Genomic DNA, 16,346 nt, shown 5'->3' with positions numbered 1-16,346 from the left:
CCTTCGGCAGCTCCTACAGGGGGAGGTGGCGGGGCTTGGGAATTATTTACGATCCAGCCACACGGTTTGCGCGTTGCAGAATTCGCGGACGCCGAAGTGCGACAGCTCGCGGCCGAAACCGCTTTTCTTCACGCCGCCGAAGGTCACGCGCGGGTCGCTGGCGGAATAGCCGTTGATGAACACGCCGCCGGTTTCCAGTTCGCTGGTCAGTTGCTGGGCCAGTTGCACGTTGGCAGTGTAGATCGTTGCGGTCAGGCCGAATTCGCTGTCGTTGGCCAGCGCTACTGCATGGGCGCAATCGCGGGCGGTAATGATCGAGGCGACCGGGCCGAACAGTTCCTGTTTGAACGAGGTCATGCGGTCGGTGACATCGGCCAGCACGGTGGGCTCGTAGTAGTTGCCGGCGCCTGCGGTTTTGCCGCCACCGAGCAACAGCGTCGCGCCTTCTTCAAGGGTGTCGCGCACTTGCTGATCGAGTTCATCACGCAGATCGAAACGCGCCATCGGGCCGATGTAAGTGTCGGCGGCCAATGGGTCGCCCACTTTCAGCTTGCGCGTGGCTTCGACGAATTTGCGGGTGAACTCTTCAACCACGCCTTCTTCGATGATCAGACGCTTGGCCGCTGCGCAGACCTGGCCGGAGTTCTGATAGCGGCCGATGACTGCTGCCTGCACGGCTTCGTCGATATCAGCATCGTTGAGCACGATGAACGGGTCGGAGCCGCCCAATTCAAGCACGCATTTCTTCAGCGCAGCACCGGCCTGAGCGCCGATGGCCATGCCGGCACGCACGCTGCCGGTCAGGGTCACCGCAGCAATGCGCGGGTCGGCAATGGCGGTCGAAACGCCTTCCGGGGTGACGTTGATCACTTCAAACACGCCGTCAGCCAAACCGGCACGGGTGAAGGCGTCGCGCAGCAGATAAGCGCTGCCCATCACGTTCGGCGCATGCTTGAGCACGTAAGTGTTGCCGGCGATCAGCGCAGGAACGGCACCGCGCAGCACTTGCCAGATCGGGAAGTTCCACGGCATCACAGCAAGGATCGGGCCGAGCGGACGGTACTCGATGCGTGCCTTGCCGCCTTCAACCTGAGTCGGCTCCGCGTCGAGCATGGCCGGGCCGTTTTCGGCGTACCACTCGCACAGCTTGGCGCATTTCTCGATTTCGCCACGGGCCTGAGCGATCGGCTTGCCCATTTCCTGAGTGATCATGGTCGCCATGGCTTCAGCGGTGTCACGCAGCGCGCCGGCGAGGGCGGTCAGCAAACGCGAGCGATCCTTCAGTGGCTTGCGTTTCCATTTGCCGAAGCCGTAAGCCGCGCGGGTCAGCGCGGCGTCGAGTGCGGCGGCGGATTCAAAGGCGTAGTGGCCGATCTGCTCGCCGGTGGCGGGGTTGATCGAGATGGCGTGGGTCTGGCTGGAAATCTGGCTCATGGTCTCGTCCTGCATGTTCGTCGGATGAGCCTAGAGTAGGGTGGTGTTTGTTTTCTGGAAACTGAATAATAAAGATCGTTTCTTTCACGATTGGAGAATGACTGTGGATCTGGTGCAGCTGGAAATCTTCAAAGCCGTTGCCGAACACGGCAGCATCAGCGCCGCCGCCGCGCAGATCCACCGCGTGCCGTCGAACCTGACCACGCGGATCAAGCAGCTTGAGCAGGATCTGGGTGTCGATCTGTTCATTCGCGAGAAAAGTCGTCTGCGCCTGTCGCCGGCCGGATGGAGTTTTCTCGAATACGCGCGGCGCATTCTCGACCTGGTGCAAGAGGCCCGCGCCACCGTGGCGGGCGAAGAACCGCAGGGCGCGTTTCCTTTGGGTTCACTGGAAAGTACAGCAGCGGTGCGCATCCCCGAACTGCTCGCGGCGTATAACCAACTTCATCCGAAAGTTGATCTGGACCTGTCCACCGGGCCCTCGGGGACGATGATCGACGGCGTGCTCTCCGGGCGTCTCGCGGCAGCATTCGTCGACGGCCCGGTGCTGCATCCGACGCTGGAAGGCGTACCGGCCTTCGAAGAAGAAATGGTCATCATCGCGCCACTCAATCACGCCCCGGTAAAGCGTGCAGCGGATGTGAATGGCGAGAATATTTACGCCTTCCGCTCCAATTGCTCCTATCGTCATCACTTTGAAAAGTGGTTCAGCACCGACGCCGCTGTGCCCGGAAAAATCTTCGAAATGGAGTCCTATCACGGCATGCTCGCCTGCGTCAGCGCCGGTGCCGGTCTGGCGCTGATGCCACGCAAGATGTTGCAGAGCATGCCTGGCAGCGCGACCGTCAGCGTCTGGCCGCTGGCAAAGGATTTTCGCTATCTGACTACGTGGCTGGTGTGGCGCCGGGGCACGGTGTCGCGCAGCTTGAGCATGTTTGTGCGGCTGCTTGAAGAACGCGGGGTAGTGCGCGCAGAAGAGTAATTGACACCTTGTGTCATGGCTGTATCTTTATCGGTGTTTCGCAATATAAAAAACTATACAGCGCGGCCATGAGGACAAGGAAATGACCACAGCATTAAGCGGTAAAGAAGCGGTCGGCGAACGTTTTGTGCTGGAAACGATGCGCCACGCCCAGCAATTGACCTGGAAAGCCGTCGACGCCATTGCCGAGGTGATCAAACCGGGCATGCTTGAATCCGAAGCGACGGCGCGAGGCAAGGAAATCCTCGCCGAATTGGGCATGGACCGGATCTGGCATCCGCTGCTGATTCGCTTCGGTGCCAACACGCTGAAGACCTTCAAACAGCGCTCCGACGGCGATCCGGTGCTCGGTGAGGACGACATTTTCTTTATCGACATGGGCGTGGTCTGGCAAGGCCACGAAGGCGATGCGGGTGCGACCTACACCACCGGTTCCGACTCGCAAATGATTGCCTGCGCGGCGGCTGCCAAGGAATTGTTCGACCGGGTCGAAGCGTTCTGGCGCAAGGGTGTTTCCGGCGTTGAGCTTTACCGCTATGCGACTGAACAGGCCGAAGCGATGGGTTGGGTACTGAACCTGAACATTAAAGGGCACCGGGTCAGCGATTTCCCGCATGCGATTCACCGTGGCGGCGATCTGGGCGATTTCGAGCAGGCGCCGAACGCCGGCGTTTGGATTCTGGAAATCCAGATCGCCCATCCGACGCGGCCGTTCGGCGCTTTTTACGAAGATTTGCTCATTTAGGAAAGCCTCATGACTACACCTAATGTTTTGCTTTTTTCCTACGGCACTTTGCAGGATCGCGCCGTGCAACTCTCCAACTTCGGCCGCGAGCTGCAAGGGCGCCCGGACAGTCTGCCGGGCTATAAGCAGGAAATGGTCGAGATCACCGATCCTGCGGTGCTCGCCACCAGCGGCAAGACCCACCATCCGATCGTGCAGGAAAGTAGCAATGCGGCCGATGAGATTGCCGGCACGGTTTTCCAGATCACCGCGCAGGAGCTGGCGGCAGCTGATGAATACGAAGTGGCGGACTACAAACGCGTCAGCGTGCTGCTAAAGTCTGGAGTCGATGCATGGATTTACGTGCAGGCGTGACAACAGAGCGCAGCGCTGTAGTTGTTTTTATATAGCGCCAACTTCGATGATGCACGCCGTTTCCTAACTCCAAAGTCAATAAACAGGACATCCATCATGAAAGTCAGCGCACGCAACGTATTCAAGGGCAACGTCAGCAATGTTCAGGCCGGCGCCGTCAACGCCGAAGTGGTACTGACCCTGGCTGGCGGTGAGCAGTTGGTTGCCGTCGTGACCATGGAAAGCATCAAGAACCTTGGCATCGCCGTCGGCAAGGAAGCCGTTGCGCTGATCAAGGCGCCGTGGGTGATGCTGATGACTGAATCCAGCGACATTCGCCTGTCGGCGCGCAATTGCCTGGAAGGCACAGTGCTGAGCGTAACGGACGGTGCGGTCAACGCTGAAGTGGTGATCGAGCTGGCTGGCGGTTCGAAGGTCTACTCGATCGTTACCCGCGACGCCGTTGCCGAGCTGGGCCTGGCGAAAGGCGTCAGCGCTACGGCGGTGATCAAGGCTTCGCACATCATTCTGGGTGTTCCGGCCTGATAGTTTTTCAGGCAAATAAAAAACCGCTGATTCCGGGATCAGCGGTTTTTTGCGTTATGGCGTGCCGTTGCGGCCGTATAGGCGATAGCCCTCGCGTTGGTTCAGGCGTTCGTAATAGGCGCTGACGGCGGGCAAGTGCGGATGCTTGAGCGGTGTTTCGAACCAGCGGTTAACCGAGAGTCCGATCGGGATGTCCGCCAGTGAAAACTCGTTGCCGCTGACGTAAGCACCGGTAGATTCCAGCTGTCGATTCAGAATCTCCATGTTCTTCGACCATTGCTCGATCCCGACCGCCAGCGCAGTGCCGTCCTGATAATCAGGTGACTTGCGCACCAGCGACATCAGCGGATACGACCACGAGCGATTCAGTTCCGAAGCCTGCCAGTCAATCCACTGATCGACCCGCGCCCGGGCCATCGGCTCAGTTGGATATAGCTGCGCGCCGCCATAGCGCGAGGCCAGATAACGAATGATCGTATTCGATTCCCACAACGTGAAATCCCCGTCCTGAATCACTGGCACCATGGCGCATGGATTTAGTGCGAGAAACTCCGGTGTATTCGTTGGCTGAAACCCCGAGCCCCAGTCTTCACGCTCGAAAGGGATGTTCAACTCAGCACACGTCCACAGCACTTTGCGCACGTTGATCGATGAGGCCTTACCGAGTATTCGCAGCATTGGATGTCCTTTTCCTCGAAGTGATCGGAGGTAGAGAAATACCACACCGAAAAGAAGAAGGCCCGCATTCTGGCGGGCCTTCCTGTTTCACCAGATCAATTTTTCACAGACTGCTCGCCAACTTCCCGCCCATCATCCGTCGACGATAGGACGTATCCCGATTCGCCAGCCAGAAGTACAGCGGCGACGTCACCAGCAAGCCCACCAGCCACGACAGATCCGCGCCGTTGATGTGTGCCGACACCGGGCCGACGTACAGTGGCGTGTTCATGAACGGGATCTGCACGGCGATGCCGATCGCGTAGGCCAGCAAGGCCTGCGGGTTGTAGCGACCGTAGATGCCGCCATCGACCTGGAAGATCGACTGGATGTCGTACTGGCCTTTGTGGATCGCGTAGAAGTCGATCAGGTTGATCGCTGTCCACGGCACCAGCACCACCAACAGCACCAGCACCATGTCGACGAAGTGGCCGATAAAGTCCTTGGAGGCGCCGACGGCGGCGAAGCAGCAGGCCAGCAACACGATGATCGAGATCACTGCGCGGCTCTTGGCGGTCGGGATCCAGCGGTAGGCGAAGGTCTGCACCAGGGTGATCAGCGACAGCACCGCGCCGTAGAGGTTAAGAGCGTTGTGGCTGATCACGCTGAGCAGGAACAGCACCAACATCAGCGGGCCGATCGAGCCGGTGGCCATTTTCACGGCGTCCATGGTGTCCATGCCAACCGGTGTGGCAAGCACGGCAACGGCGCCGAAAATGAACGCCAGGCTCGAACCGAGCGCCGAACCCAGATAGGTCGTCCAGAAGGTCGACGAGACTTTGACGTCGGCCGGCAAGTAACGCGAATAGTCGGACACGTATGGCGCAAACGCGATCTGCCACAACGCCGCCAACGACACGGTGGCCAGCCATCCGGAGAGGTTGAAGCTGCCACGGGTGAGGAAATCATCGGTCTGAATATGGGTAAAGATGTAGCCGAATCCGACGACGATGCCGATCCCCAACACCCAGGTGCCGATGCGGTTGAGCACGTGGATAAAGCGGTAGCCGATGATGCCGATGATCCCCGATCCCACGGCGCCGATGACAATGCCGACCGGCACCGGAACGCTATCAACCACGCCGTGCAACGACTTGCCGGCCAGGACGATGTTGGAGGCGAAGAAACCGATGTACATGACGCCGGCAATCAACACCACCAGCAGCGCACCGAGGGAGCCGAACTGCGCGCGGCTCTGGATCATCTGCGGAATGCCCATTTGCGGGCCTTGCGCCGAGTGCAGCGCCATCAGCACGCCGCCGACCAGATGGCCGACGAGGATCGCGACGATGCCCCAGACCAGATTCAAATGAAACAACTGCACGCCCAGCGCACCGGTGACGATGGGCAACGGCGCGATGTTGCCGCCGAACCAGAGCGTGAACAGATCCCTGACCTTTCCGTGGCGATCTTCGGGGGGCACGTATCCTATCGTGTGTTTTTCAATCAGCGGAGCGGAGGATGCTGCGGGGGTAGCCATGACGAACTCCAAGGCAAGGATGAGTACGTGGACGTACTTCGGCAAGCGCCGGCACGGGCGGCGCAATTCTTGTTGAAGCGATCATGGGTAAAGCGTCGGGATAGATAAATTAGTAAGTTTGTTGCTACAGACGTTAAAAAAAATATGCTCTGGGGGAGGCGGTGCTCCGGTATGTTCACCTCCAGTAGTCAGTGACCCTTTGTGATGATGGGATTTACCTGCAAGCAGAGATTTATCTGCAATGAGGGTCCTGTGGTGAGGGGATTTATCCCCGATGGGCTGCGCAGCGGCCCCTCTTTTGACTTTAAAAACAGGGGCCGCTTCGCGCCCCATCGGGGATAAATCCCCTCGCCACAGCGATCCTTTGATTTTCTGGAGATTCCCATGGCCGCCTACAACCTGCGCCAGCTCAAATACTTCGTCACCACCGCCGATTGCGGCAGCGTCGCCGAAGCCTCGCGCAAGCTCTACATCGCGCAGCCATCGGTCTCCACCGCGATCAAACATCTGGAAGAAAGCTTCGGTGTGCAGTTGTTCATCCGCCATCACGCCCAGGGCGTCTCGCTGACGCCGAGCGGTTCGCGCTTCTATCGCAAGGCGCTGGAGCTGTTGCGCGTTGCCCACGAGTTCGAACAGAACGCCCTGGCCGACAACGACGTGGTCTCCGGACAGATCGATATCGGCTGTTTCGAAACCGTCGCGCCGCTGTACCTGCCGCGCCTGATCGCCGGTTTCAAGGCGCGCTGGCCCGGCGTGGAAATCCGCATTCGCGACGGCGAACAACAGGAGCTGGTGCAAGCCCTCACCGCTGGCAGCATCGACGTGGCGATGATGTTCGAGCACGACCTCGACAGCACCATCGAAACCACGCCACTGATGCCGCCTCAGCAGCCTTATGCGCTGCTCCCGGCCAACCATCGCTTCGCGCAACAGGCCAAGGTTTCGCTGCATGATCTGGTGCTGGAACCGATGATCCTGCTCGACGTAGTGCCGAGCCGCACCTACTTCGTGAGCATCTTCGAGGAGCGCGGACTGACGCCGAACATCGTCTTCAGCTCACCGTCGATCGAGATGGTGCGCGGCATGGTCGGCAATGGTTTTGGTTTTTCGATTCTGGTGACCAAACCGTTCAGCGACTACACCTACGACGGCCAGCAAGTCGTGTGTGTGCCGTTGGCGGAAACGGTGACCGGTTCGGGATTGTCGGCAGCGTGGTTGCGGCGCGTGCAACTGACCAAACCGGTGCAGTTGTTCGTCGACCATTGCCGTGAGGAATTGGCCCGACTGTACGCGTGAGTGCAGTCGAGCCGGGTTTCAAACGCGGATAAACACCAGCAGGCGCTGGAGCATGTCATCGCAAGCCTGCAACTGATCGAGGCTGACGAACTCATCGGGTTTGTGCCCCTGGTCCATGCTGCCGGGGCCGCAGACTACGGTTGGAATGCCCACTGCATCAAACAAACCACCTTCAGTGCCGAATGCCACCGTGCCGAATTCCGTTGAGCCGCAGAACGCCGCAATCAATTCGGCAGCCTGGCTCTGCGCATCGGTGACCAGCCCCGGATAGGCCGACAACTCGCTGAAACGAATTTCACTTTGCGCACTGACCGCACGCATACGCGGCAGCACTTCGCGTTCGGCATAGCTTTTCAGCGCCTCGGCGACCAGCGCCGGATCCTGCGAGGGCAGGGCGCGGATTTCGAAATCGAAACGGCAATCGGCGGGCACGATGTTCAACGCTTTACCGCCGCTGATGACGCCGGTCTGCACCGTGCTGTAAGGCGGATCAAAACGCGCATCGTGATGCTCTGGCGCTTTCAACTGCTGGCCGAGGCGCCCGAGTTCGCCGATCAGTTCGGCGGCGTACTCGATGGCATTCACCCCAAGCGGGGCATACGCCGAATGGCACGGATGGCCCTGCACATCGCAGCGCATCGCCAGTTTGCCTTTGTGGCCGAGCACCGGTTTCAGTTCGGTTGGCTCGCCGATGATGCACAGCAGCGGTTTGACTGGGCGCTGCTGCAAAACCTTGAGCAAAGAACGCACGCCGAGGCAGCCGACTTCTTCGTCATACGACAACGCGATGTGCACCGGGATGCGCAACGAAGCCTGCACCAGCGCCGGCACCAAGGCGAGCACGCAGGCGATGTAGCCCTTCATGTCCGCCGTGCCACGGCCGAACACTTTGCCGTCGCGCTCCGTCAGTTCGAATGGAGGAAGCGTCCACGGCTGGCCGTCGACCGGCACCACATCGGTGTGCCCGGACAACACGATGCCCGGTTGATCCACCGGGCCGATCGTGGCGAACAGATTGGCTTTGCTGCGCTCTTCGTTGTAGATCAACGCGCAGGGCACATCGAAACCTTCGAGGTAATCACGAACGAATTCGATCAGTTGCAAGTTGGATTCACGGCTGGTGGTGTCGAACGCCACCAGCGCTCTGAGCAACTCGACGCTGTTCATCGATCATCACCGGCGACGCCGTAACCCGGGGCTTTGGCGGGATCGAGGGCGCGGTCGATGTAGTCTTGAAGCTGCGGCTGATAGGCGTCCCAAAGTTTTTGCAACTGACCGATCGGGTCTTCATCGGCCCAGTCCACGCGCAGATTGACGATCGGCCAGGTCTGTTCACCGACCACTACAACCGCAGCCGAATGCACCGGGCCGGCTTCGCCACCGAGGGCTTGCGCGGCGTGCAGGGCTTTGAGCAGACGGTCGGCGAGTTGGCCTTCGCCGTCTTCGAAAGCGCCGACCATCGCTTCGATGACTGAGTGCCCGGCGAGCATGTTGCCGGCAGCGACGCACTGTTCGCCGGAGACCGCGTTGTGCACGCCGAGGGTCTGCGAACCGCTGAAGTGTGCAGTCTGGCCGAGGTGGTTGATCGCGGTGATCTGGCGGTACTGGCTGTAGCCGTTGCGCGTGAGGACTTTGTCCAGTGCTTCGTCCGGCGACAGGCCTTGCTCCATCAGCGCGAGCACTTCCGGGCCGAGCGAGGGCAGGGTGATGTTCTGGCTCGACACCGCGCCAACGCCCGGCAGCAGCCACGGGCAGCGTGCGCCGACGGCGATGCTGGAGGAACTGATGGCGACACCGAACTGGCCGGTTTCGGCGCAGCGGGCTGCGATTGAAAAGGTCATGGTTTTAATCCTTTTGAGGAAATGGTTGTCCTTTAGGGCCTCTTCGCGAGCAAGCTCTGCTCCTACAAAGATTTGCTTCTGTAGGAGCAAGGCTTGCCCGCGAAGGCCATAACTCGGTGTTATGCCTTACTCAGGAATCACCGCAATCACATCAATCTCCATCAACCACTGCGGCTGCCCCAGTGCCGACACCACCAGACCGGTCGAAATCGGGAACACGCCTTTGAGCCACTTGCCCACCTCGCCATACACCGCTTCGCGATAACGCGGGTCGATCAGGTAGGTGGTGGTTTTGACGATGTGGCTCATGTCGCTGCCAGCTTCTTCCAGCAACTGCTTGACGTTGCGCATCGCTTGTTCAGCCTGCGCACGCGGGTCGCCCAGACCGACCAGATTGCCATCGAAATCAGTGCCGACCTGACCACGGACATACACGGTGTTGCCGGCACGCACGGCCTGGCACAGGTCGTTGTCCAGCGATTGGTTCGGGTAAGTGTCTTTAGTGTTGAACATACGGATGCGAGTGTGGGTTGGCGTGCTCATTTACAGCTCCAGAATCAGGGTTGCCCGGCGCAATCGGCGCCGGATCGAAAGAGAAAAATCAGGCGTCGACGGTGTCGGCGATTTTGCTGTATGTCGGCGAGTGCAGTTCGGCTTCACGCTGCTCGGCGTCGCGATAGTCCAGATATTTGCGCTGGGTCGCGATGTGATCGGCGACGTGTTTGGCGTCGTGCCAAACACCCCAGATGAACGACGAACCGCGACGCGACTGCCACGGCAAACCGAGGAAATAAACCCCCGGTTCGCTCGACACACCGCGCTGATGCACAGGCTTGCCTTTGTCATCGAACGCCGCGACTTGCAGCCAGGAATAATCCACGGCAAAACCTGTCGCCCAGATGATCGAGGTGATGCCAGCCTTGGCCAGATCCAGATCGGCCAGCGGGTTTTTCACGCACTCAGGCTCTGGAAACGTTTCGCGAGCCTCCGGTTCTTCCGGCAGATCGAGGCCGTTACGCTCGATGTAGGCGTCGGCGGCATCCAGCAGCGCCAGGTAGTTTTCGTCACCGCGATTGAGGTTGCCGACCAGATCCTGTTTGAAGGTCACCACACCGTTGTTGAACGACTCGGTCACCCCGACCAGGGTCATGCCGCGATGGGCCAGACCACGGAAATCGATGGTGCGCCCGCCGTGCGCGCCGCTTACCGCGATGGTCACGTGCTCGCGGCCAGGTTTCATCGCCGCTTGATCCCACTCGCCGAGCACGCCCAGCCACCAGCAGAAATCACGGTTGCGGTAAGCGCGAGGCGGGCGGTCGTGGGCGCCGACGGACAGGAACACCTGCTTGCCGGAACGCTGCAACTCATCAGCAATCTGTACGCCGGAAGAACCGGCACCGACCACCAGCACTGCGCCTTCCGGCAGTTGCTGCGGGTTGCGATAGTCAGCGGAGTGGATCTGCAGCAGACGTTCGTCTCGCGGGGCAATCGCCGGGATTACCGGTTTCTGAAACGGGCCGGTAGCCGCGACCACACGGCTGGCTTCGATCACGCCTTCGGAGGTTTCCACGGTGAAACCCGGACGACCGACATTGCGCACCACGCTTTTGACTTCAACGCCGGTGCGGATCGGCGCATTGAATTTCTTCGCATAGGCTTCGAAGTAATCGGCCACGCGTTCTTTCGGGGCGAAACCGTCGGGATCGACGTCATCGAATTCCAGACCCGGGAAGCGGTCGTGCCACGCCGGGCCATTGGCGACCAGCGAATCCCAACGCCCGGTGCGCCAGCGCTCGGCAATGCGGTTGCGCTCCAGCACCAGGTGCGGCACACCGAGTTTGCTCAGGTGCTCGCTCATGGCGACGCCTGCCTGGCCGGCACCCACGATCAGCGTGTCTGTTTTTATTATTTCAGTGGTCATCTCTACATCCTTCCTAGCAAGGCAGTTGGATTCGGGCGCTGTTGGCTTGTCCGTTTGGCTTGAGGTCAGACTAGGGAGAGGGGGGGTATCGGTAAAATATTATTAAGCTGGGATGTGAAGATAAAATTCTGATGCAGGGGGGTGAAGGCCTTTGAATACGGGGGTTCTAGCAGTGGACGAACCTGCAACTACACACAAAAATCTTCCACCAGAGTGCAATCCTTGTGGTGAGGGGATTTATCCCCGTTGGGTCGCGAAGCGGCCCTTCTTTTGATTTCAAAAAAAGGGACTGCTGCGCAGTCCAACGGGGATGAATCCCCTCGCCACAGGGTAATGGGAATCTTAGAGGGGTTATCGGTTGAGGAACGCCAGCAAATCTTCATTCAGTGCTTGCGCATGCGTCACCGCAAAACCATGCGGTGCACCGGCATACACCTTCAACTCAGCACCCTTGATCTGCGCAGCAGCCTGCTTACCCGTGGTTTCAAACGGTACGATCTGATCGCCGTCGCCATGAATCACCAGCGTTGGCACATCGATCTTGGCCATGTCCGGACGGAAGTCGGTTTCCGAGAACGCAGTGACGCAATCCACGGTGCCCTTGAGCGACGCCAGCAGAGCCACATTCAGGGTCTGCGTGAGTACGCCGTCAGAGACTTTCTGGCCCTGATTGGTGCCGTAGAACGGCGCAGCAAAATCGGCGATGAACTGCGCACGATCCTTCAGCAGGCCAGCTTTGATGCCGTCGAATACCGACGTGTCGACGCCCTCAGGGAAATCAGCTTTCTTGCCAAATAACGGCGTGACCGCACCCAGCAACACAAGGCCAGCAGCGCGCTCGCTGCCATGACGGGCGATATAGCGGCTGACGTCGCCACCGCCCATGGAAAAGCCCACCAGCGTCACTTCACGCAGATCCAGATGGTTGATCAATTGCGCGATGTCATCGGCGAAAGTGTCGTAGTCGTAACCTGTCCACGGCTGATCGGAGCGGCCGAAACCACGGCGATCGAACGCGATGGTGCGGTAGCCACGGCTACTCAGGTATTCCATCTGGTATTCCCACATGTCGGCATCCAGCGGCCAGCCATGGCTGAACAGCACGGGTTTGCCGCTGCCCCAGTCCTTGAAATAGATCTCGGTGCCGTCTTGCGTGGTGAATGTGCTCATGCAAACTCCTTGCGTCAGCGATGGTTTGGAAAGCCGAAATGGCAGCCTTCACTATCGGCGCAAAGTGTTGCTGCTACTTGTATGCAGGTGCTGGGTTGAAGGGGGGGCGAAATCGCCGGATTTGGATGATGCATCTTTGAGTTGCTGTTCATTCGTGACGCGCTGGACGGGGACTTAGCTAGAACATTAATCAACTGTGGCGAGGGAGCTTGCTTCCGCTGGACTGCGCAGCAGGCCCCCTGCTTTTTATGGTTAAAAGCGAGGGCCGCTGCGCACCCCAGCGGGAGCAAGCTCCCTCGCCACAGGTACATCGCTCAAACTATCTCAGCGAAACGCCGGCACCACGTGCTTGATAAACAGCTCCAGCGATTTCTTTTTCTCGGCATGCGGCAAGCTGTTGTCGCACCAGAAGCTGAACTCATCGACGCCCAGTTCCTGGTAGTACTTGATGCGCGGAATAATCTCTTCCGGCGTGCCGATCATTGCGGTTTTGTGCAGGCTTTCCAGTTCGAACTCAGGACGCCCGGCAAACTTCTCTTCCGGGCTTGGGTCGAGGAAGCCGTTGACCGGGGTTTGCTTGTTGCCGAACCACGCGTCGAAGGTGCGGTAGAAGCGCGAGATCGCTTTGGCGCCGACTTTCCAGCCGTCCGGATCGTCTGCGGTGTGTACGTGGGTATGACGCAACACCATCAATTGTGGGCGCGGTACGTCGGGGTTGTTGTCCAGTGCGGTCTGGAATTTGTTCTTCAGGTCGAGAACTTCTTCGTCGCCTTTCATCAACGGCGTAACCATCACGTTGCAGCCGTTGGCCACGGCGAAGTTGTGCGAATCCGGATCGCGGGCGGCGATCCACATCGGCGGGTTCGGCTGCTGAATCGGCTTCGGTACGCTGGTCGAAGTGGGGAATTTCCAGATGTCACCGTCGTGGGCGTAATCGCCTTTCCACAGGGCGCGCACCACCGGAACCATTTCGCGCAGCGCCTGGCCGCCGCTTGAGGCAGGCATGCCGCCGACCATGCGATCGAATTCAACCTGATAGGCGCCACGGGCCAGCCCGACTTCCATGCGACCGTTGCTGATCACGTCGAGCAGAGCGCATTCACCGGCCACCCGCAACGGGTGCCAGAACGGCGCGATGATGGTGCCGGCGCCGAGGTGGATGGTTGTGGTTTTCGCCGCGAGGTAGGCCAGCAGCGGCATCGGGCTTGGCGAGATGGTGTATTCCATCGCGTGGTGTTCGCCGATCCACACGGTGCTGAAACCGCCGGCCTCGGCCATCAGGGTGAGTTCGGTCAGGTCTTCGAACAGTTGGCGGTGGCTGACGCTTTCGTCCCAGCGCTCCATGTGTACGAACAGGGAAAATTTCATCACGCTTCCTCGGATCTTTTGTTGTTGAGGCAAAAACTTGTAGGCCTTCGCCTGCTTACGCTGAACTCTGTAGGAGCTGCCGAAGGCTGCGATCTTTTGATCTGGTTTTTAAAGCAAAAACAAAAGATCGCAGCCTGCGGCAGCTCCTGCATTGATCTATTCAGGCCAGGACGGGCAGGGCGCCCATTTTGCCGTGGCAGTACACCAGCGGGCCGCTGTGCTGCTCGGGGACGATCAGGTTCTTCACCGCGCCGACCATGATGGCGTGATCGCCGCCTTCGTATTCGCGCCACAGTTCACACTCGATGACAGCCGTCGCATTGGCCAGAATCGGGTTACCCAGTTCGCTCAGCGTCCACTCGATGCCGTGCGCCTTATCCTTGCCTTTACGAGCGAAAGCGTAGGCCTCGCTTTGCTGGCCGCCGGACAGAACATGAATCGCGAAGCGTTTGTTCTTGATCAGCACAGGGTAGGAGTCGGAGCTGTAGTTGGGGCAGAACAGCACCAGCGCAGGATCCATCGACAGCGAGCTGAAGGCGCTGGCGGTCAGGCCGACGATCTGCCCGTCATCATCCAGCGTGGTGATGACAGTGACGCCGGACGGAAACGAGCCCATGACTTGTTTGTAGATGGCTGCATCGATCATTGGACGGTCCTCGGGTGTTGTGACGCGATTTTTATGTATTTGTTGGTCTGATGGTATACCAGTAATTTTACTTTGCAAGGGCTTTTAAGCTGAACCGATTAACGTGGTGCTTTCGTCGGAAACTCAACGTTTATTGGGCTTGCGGCTGGCCTGTGAGCCACGGTTTCAGGGAGGATGACGTATCAGTTAGCGCTGTGAACTACGGATCAGTCTTGTGAAAAGTTTGGAATACCATAATATGGTCTGCATCTGAGGGGCGGCCAGAGAGTCCCCCCGGTTTGGCTTCATACAAAGATAAGAACAGACAAACTCGAGTTCATTCCTATGCCCCAGATGTCCAGGCAAGATCCGTTGATCGAGAATCATACGGTCGACTACGTCCCTCTCGCGGAACGCCACGGCAAGGCCCGTGACCTATTCACTCTTTGGTTCAGCACCAACATTGCGCCACTGCCCATCGTCACCGGCGCCATGGTGGTTCAGGTGTTCCATCTCGATTTGCTCTGGGGCCTGCTGGCGATTGCGCTGGGGCACATGATTGGCGGCGTGGTGATTGCGCTGGCCTCGGCGCAAGGCCCGCGCATGGGCATTCCGCAGATGGTGCAGAGCCGTGGTCAGTTCGGGCGTTATGGCGCGCTGTTGATCGTGTTTTTTGCGGCGATCATCTACATCGGCTTCTTCATTTCCAACATCGTGCTGGCAGGTAAATCCATCGTCGGCCTTGCGCCGTCGGTGCCGGTTCCGCTGAGCATTTTGATTGGTGCGCTGGCGGCCACGGCCATTGGCGTGATCGGCTACAACTTCATTCACACGCTGAACCGTATTGGCACCTGGGTGATGGGCAGCGCGCTGCTCGCCGGCTTCATCTACATCTTCGCCCATGACTTGCCGGCGGATTTCCTCACGCGCGGCAGCTTCAACCTGTCCGGTTGGCTGGCGACGGTGTCGTTGGGGATCATCTGGCAGATCAGCTTCTCGCCGTACGTGTCCGACTATTCGCGTTATTTGCCGGCGGATATCGGCATCGCCAAGCCATTTTGGGCGACGTATCTGGGCGCGACGCTGGGCACAATTCTGTCGTTCAGCTTCGGCGCAGTGGCGGTGTTGGCGACTCCGGAAGGCACCGAGGCGATGGCGGCGGTCAAGCAGTCGACGGGCTGGCTGGGGCCGATTTTGATGGTGTTGTTTTTGCTCAATATCATCAGCCATAACGCCCTGAATCTGTATGGCGCGGTGCTGTCGATCATCACCTCGATTCAGACCTTCGCCAGCCAATGGACGCCGAGCATCAAGGTGCGCGTGGTGTTATCGAGTGTCGTGTTGGCGGGTTGCTGCGTGGTGGCGCTGGGGGCTTCGGCGGATTTCATCTCCGAGTTTATCGGGCTGATTCTGGCGCTGTTGCTGGTTCTGGTGCCGTGGGCGTCGATCAACCTGATCGACTTCTACCTGATCAAACGCGGCAACTACGACATCACCTCGATCTTCCGCGCTGACGGCGGGATTTACGGACGCTTCAATCTGCACGCGATCGTTGCGTACTTCATCGGCATCATTGTGCAGCTGCCGTTCGCCAATACTTCGCTGTATGTCGGGCCGTACGCCAATCTGGTGGAGGGTGCGGATCTGTCGTGGCTGGTCGGGCTGGTGGTCACTGTGCCGTTGTATTACTGCCTGGCGACACGTGGGCAGGCGCAGCAGAGCAGGGTGGCAAAACTGAGCTATCGCCCCTAACCGATTTCTCTGGTGATGTCCCCTCACCACAATTGACTTGCGGGATGCTCACGCATCCCGGTGGTCATTCATATTGGCCACATCGATCCCCTTTTGGCCCATCCCCCACTGTGATCCGTCTACGCTGTCAGCAAGA

At 59.3% G+C, this 16,346-nt stretch carries 16 protein-coding genes; 6 read left to right on the top strand and 10 right to left on the bottom strand.

Annotated elements, in window-relative coordinates; genetic code table 11:
- Positions 1-42: 42 nt before the first annotated feature.
- Complete coding sequence (locus ACP3TY_RS14120; protein ID WP_426620374.1) at positions 43-1,434, bottom strand: aldehyde dehydrogenase family protein; 1,392 nt, start codon at positions 1,432-1,434, stop codon at positions 43-45.
- Between the two features lie 103 nt (positions 1,435-1,537).
- On the opposite strand from ACP3TY_RS14120, the gene ptrR reads away from it, so the two are divergent.
- From ptrR to ACP3TY_RS14100, 4 genes are all read left to right on the top strand, one after another.
- Positions 1,538-2,416: a putrescine utilization regulator PtrR gene (gene ptrR / locus ACP3TY_RS14115; protein ID WP_008086098.1), complete on the top strand. Its 879-nt coding sequence runs from the start codon at positions 1,538-1,540 to the stop codon at positions 2,414-2,416.
- An 82-nt stretch (positions 2,417-2,498) separates the two neighbouring features.
- On the top strand, positions 2,499-3,161 hold the full coding sequence (locus ACP3TY_RS14110; RefSeq protein ID WP_008086100.1) for a M24 family metallopeptidase: 663 nt from the start codon (positions 2,499-2,501) through the stop codon (positions 3,159-3,161).
- Positions 3,162-3,170: 9 nt separating this feature from the next.
- Positions 3,171-3,515: a gamma-glutamylcyclotransferase family protein gene (locus ACP3TY_RS14105; RefSeq protein ID WP_426620372.1), complete on the top strand. Its 345-nt coding sequence runs from the start codon at positions 3,171-3,173 to the stop codon at positions 3,513-3,515.
- A 96-nt stretch (positions 3,516-3,611) separates the two neighbouring features.
- A complete protein-coding gene (locus tag ACP3TY_RS14100) occupies positions 3,612-4,040 on the top strand; it encodes a TOBE domain-containing protein (RefSeq protein ID WP_053121261.1) in 429 nt (142 codons plus the stop codon).
- A gap of 54 nt (positions 4,041-4,094) precedes the next feature.
- Here ACP3TY_RS14100 and ACP3TY_RS14095 read toward each other — a convergent pair whose 3' ends face one another.
- Together ACP3TY_RS14095 and ACP3TY_RS14090 are read right to left on the bottom strand one after the other, a co-directional pair.
- Positions 4,095-4,718, bottom strand: a complete 624-nt coding sequence (locus ACP3TY_RS14095) for a glutathione S-transferase family protein (RefSeq protein WP_426620371.1) — start codon at positions 4,716-4,718, stop codon at positions 4,095-4,097.
- A gap of 103 nt (positions 4,719-4,821) precedes the next feature.
- Entirely contained in the window at positions 4,822-6,237 is a 1,416-nt protein-coding gene (locus ACP3TY_RS14090; protein WP_282357007.1) for a purine-cytosine permease family protein, read from the bottom strand.
- Positions 6,238-6,621: 384 nt separating this feature from the next.
- Here ACP3TY_RS14090 and ACP3TY_RS14085 point away from each other — a divergent pair, with 384 nt between their 5' ends.
- On the top strand, positions 6,622-7,533 hold the full coding sequence (locus tag ACP3TY_RS14085) for a LysR family transcriptional regulator (protein WP_053121255.1): 912 nt from the start codon (positions 6,622-6,624) through the stop codon (positions 7,531-7,533).
- A gap of 18 nt (positions 7,534-7,551) precedes the next feature.
- On the opposite strand, the gene argE is transcribed toward ACP3TY_RS14085, so the two are convergent.
- The 7 genes from argE to ACP3TY_RS14050 all read right to left on the bottom strand — a co-directional run bounded on the left by argE (position 7,552) and on the right by ACP3TY_RS14050 (position 14,479).
- Positions 7,552-8,700: an acetylornithine deacetylase gene (gene argE / locus ACP3TY_RS14080; RefSeq protein ID WP_426620368.1), complete on the bottom strand. Its 1,149-nt coding sequence runs from the start codon at positions 8,698-8,700 to the stop codon at positions 7,552-7,554.
- On the bottom strand, positions 8,697-9,374 hold the full coding sequence (locus ACP3TY_RS14075; RefSeq protein WP_426620367.1) for a DUF1028 domain-containing protein: 678 nt from the start codon (positions 9,372-9,374) through the stop codon (positions 8,697-8,699). Before ACP3TY_RS14075 ends, argE begins: the two co-directional genes overlap by 4 nt.
- A 126-nt stretch (positions 9,375-9,500) precedes the next feature.
- Positions 9,501-9,917: a RidA family protein gene (locus tag ACP3TY_RS14070; protein WP_159814050.1), complete on the bottom strand. Its 417-nt coding sequence runs from the start codon at positions 9,915-9,917 to the stop codon at positions 9,501-9,503.
- A gap of 58 nt (positions 9,918-9,975) precedes the next feature.
- Positions 9,976-11,295, bottom strand: coding sequence for a flavin-containing monooxygenase (locus ACP3TY_RS14065; RefSeq protein WP_426620366.1), 1,320 nt, complete (start codon positions 11,293-11,295; stop codon positions 9,976-9,978).
- Positions 11,296-11,646: 351 nt separating this feature from the next.
- Positions 11,647-12,465 (bottom strand): alpha/beta fold hydrolase, encoded by an 819-nt coding sequence (locus ACP3TY_RS14060; protein ID WP_426620364.1) that lies wholly within the window; start codon positions 12,463-12,465, stop codon positions 11,647-11,649.
- 324 nt (positions 12,466-12,789) lie between these two features.
- The gene (locus ACP3TY_RS14055; RefSeq protein ID WP_426620363.1) at positions 12,790-13,833 is read right to left on the bottom strand and encodes an LLM class flavin-dependent oxidoreductase; all 1,044 of its coding nucleotides are present in this window, start codon (positions 13,831-13,833) and stop codon (positions 12,790-12,792) included.
- Positions 13,834-13,993: 160 nt separating this feature from the next.
- The gene (locus ACP3TY_RS14050; protein WP_053121239.1) at positions 13,994-14,479 is read right to left on the bottom strand and encodes a flavin reductase family protein; all 486 of its coding nucleotides are present in this window, start codon (positions 14,477-14,479) and stop codon (positions 13,994-13,996) included.
- Positions 14,480-14,803: 324 nt separating this feature from the next.
- On the opposite strand from ACP3TY_RS14050, the gene ACP3TY_RS14045 reads away from it, so the two are divergent.
- Entirely contained in the window at positions 14,804-16,210 is a 1,407-nt protein-coding gene (locus ACP3TY_RS14045; protein ID WP_426620362.1) for a purine-cytosine permease family protein, read from the top strand.
- Positions 16,211-16,346: the final 136 nt, after the last annotated feature.

The organism is Pseudomonas rustica (genome assembly GCF_049959085.1).
GTDB lineage: Bacteria > Pseudomonadota > Gammaproteobacteria > Pseudomonadales > Pseudomonadaceae > Aquipseudomonas > Aquipseudomonas rustica.
Note: the sequence above shows the minus strand (reverse complement) of the source record. Positions and strands in the feature narration are given on the sequence as shown.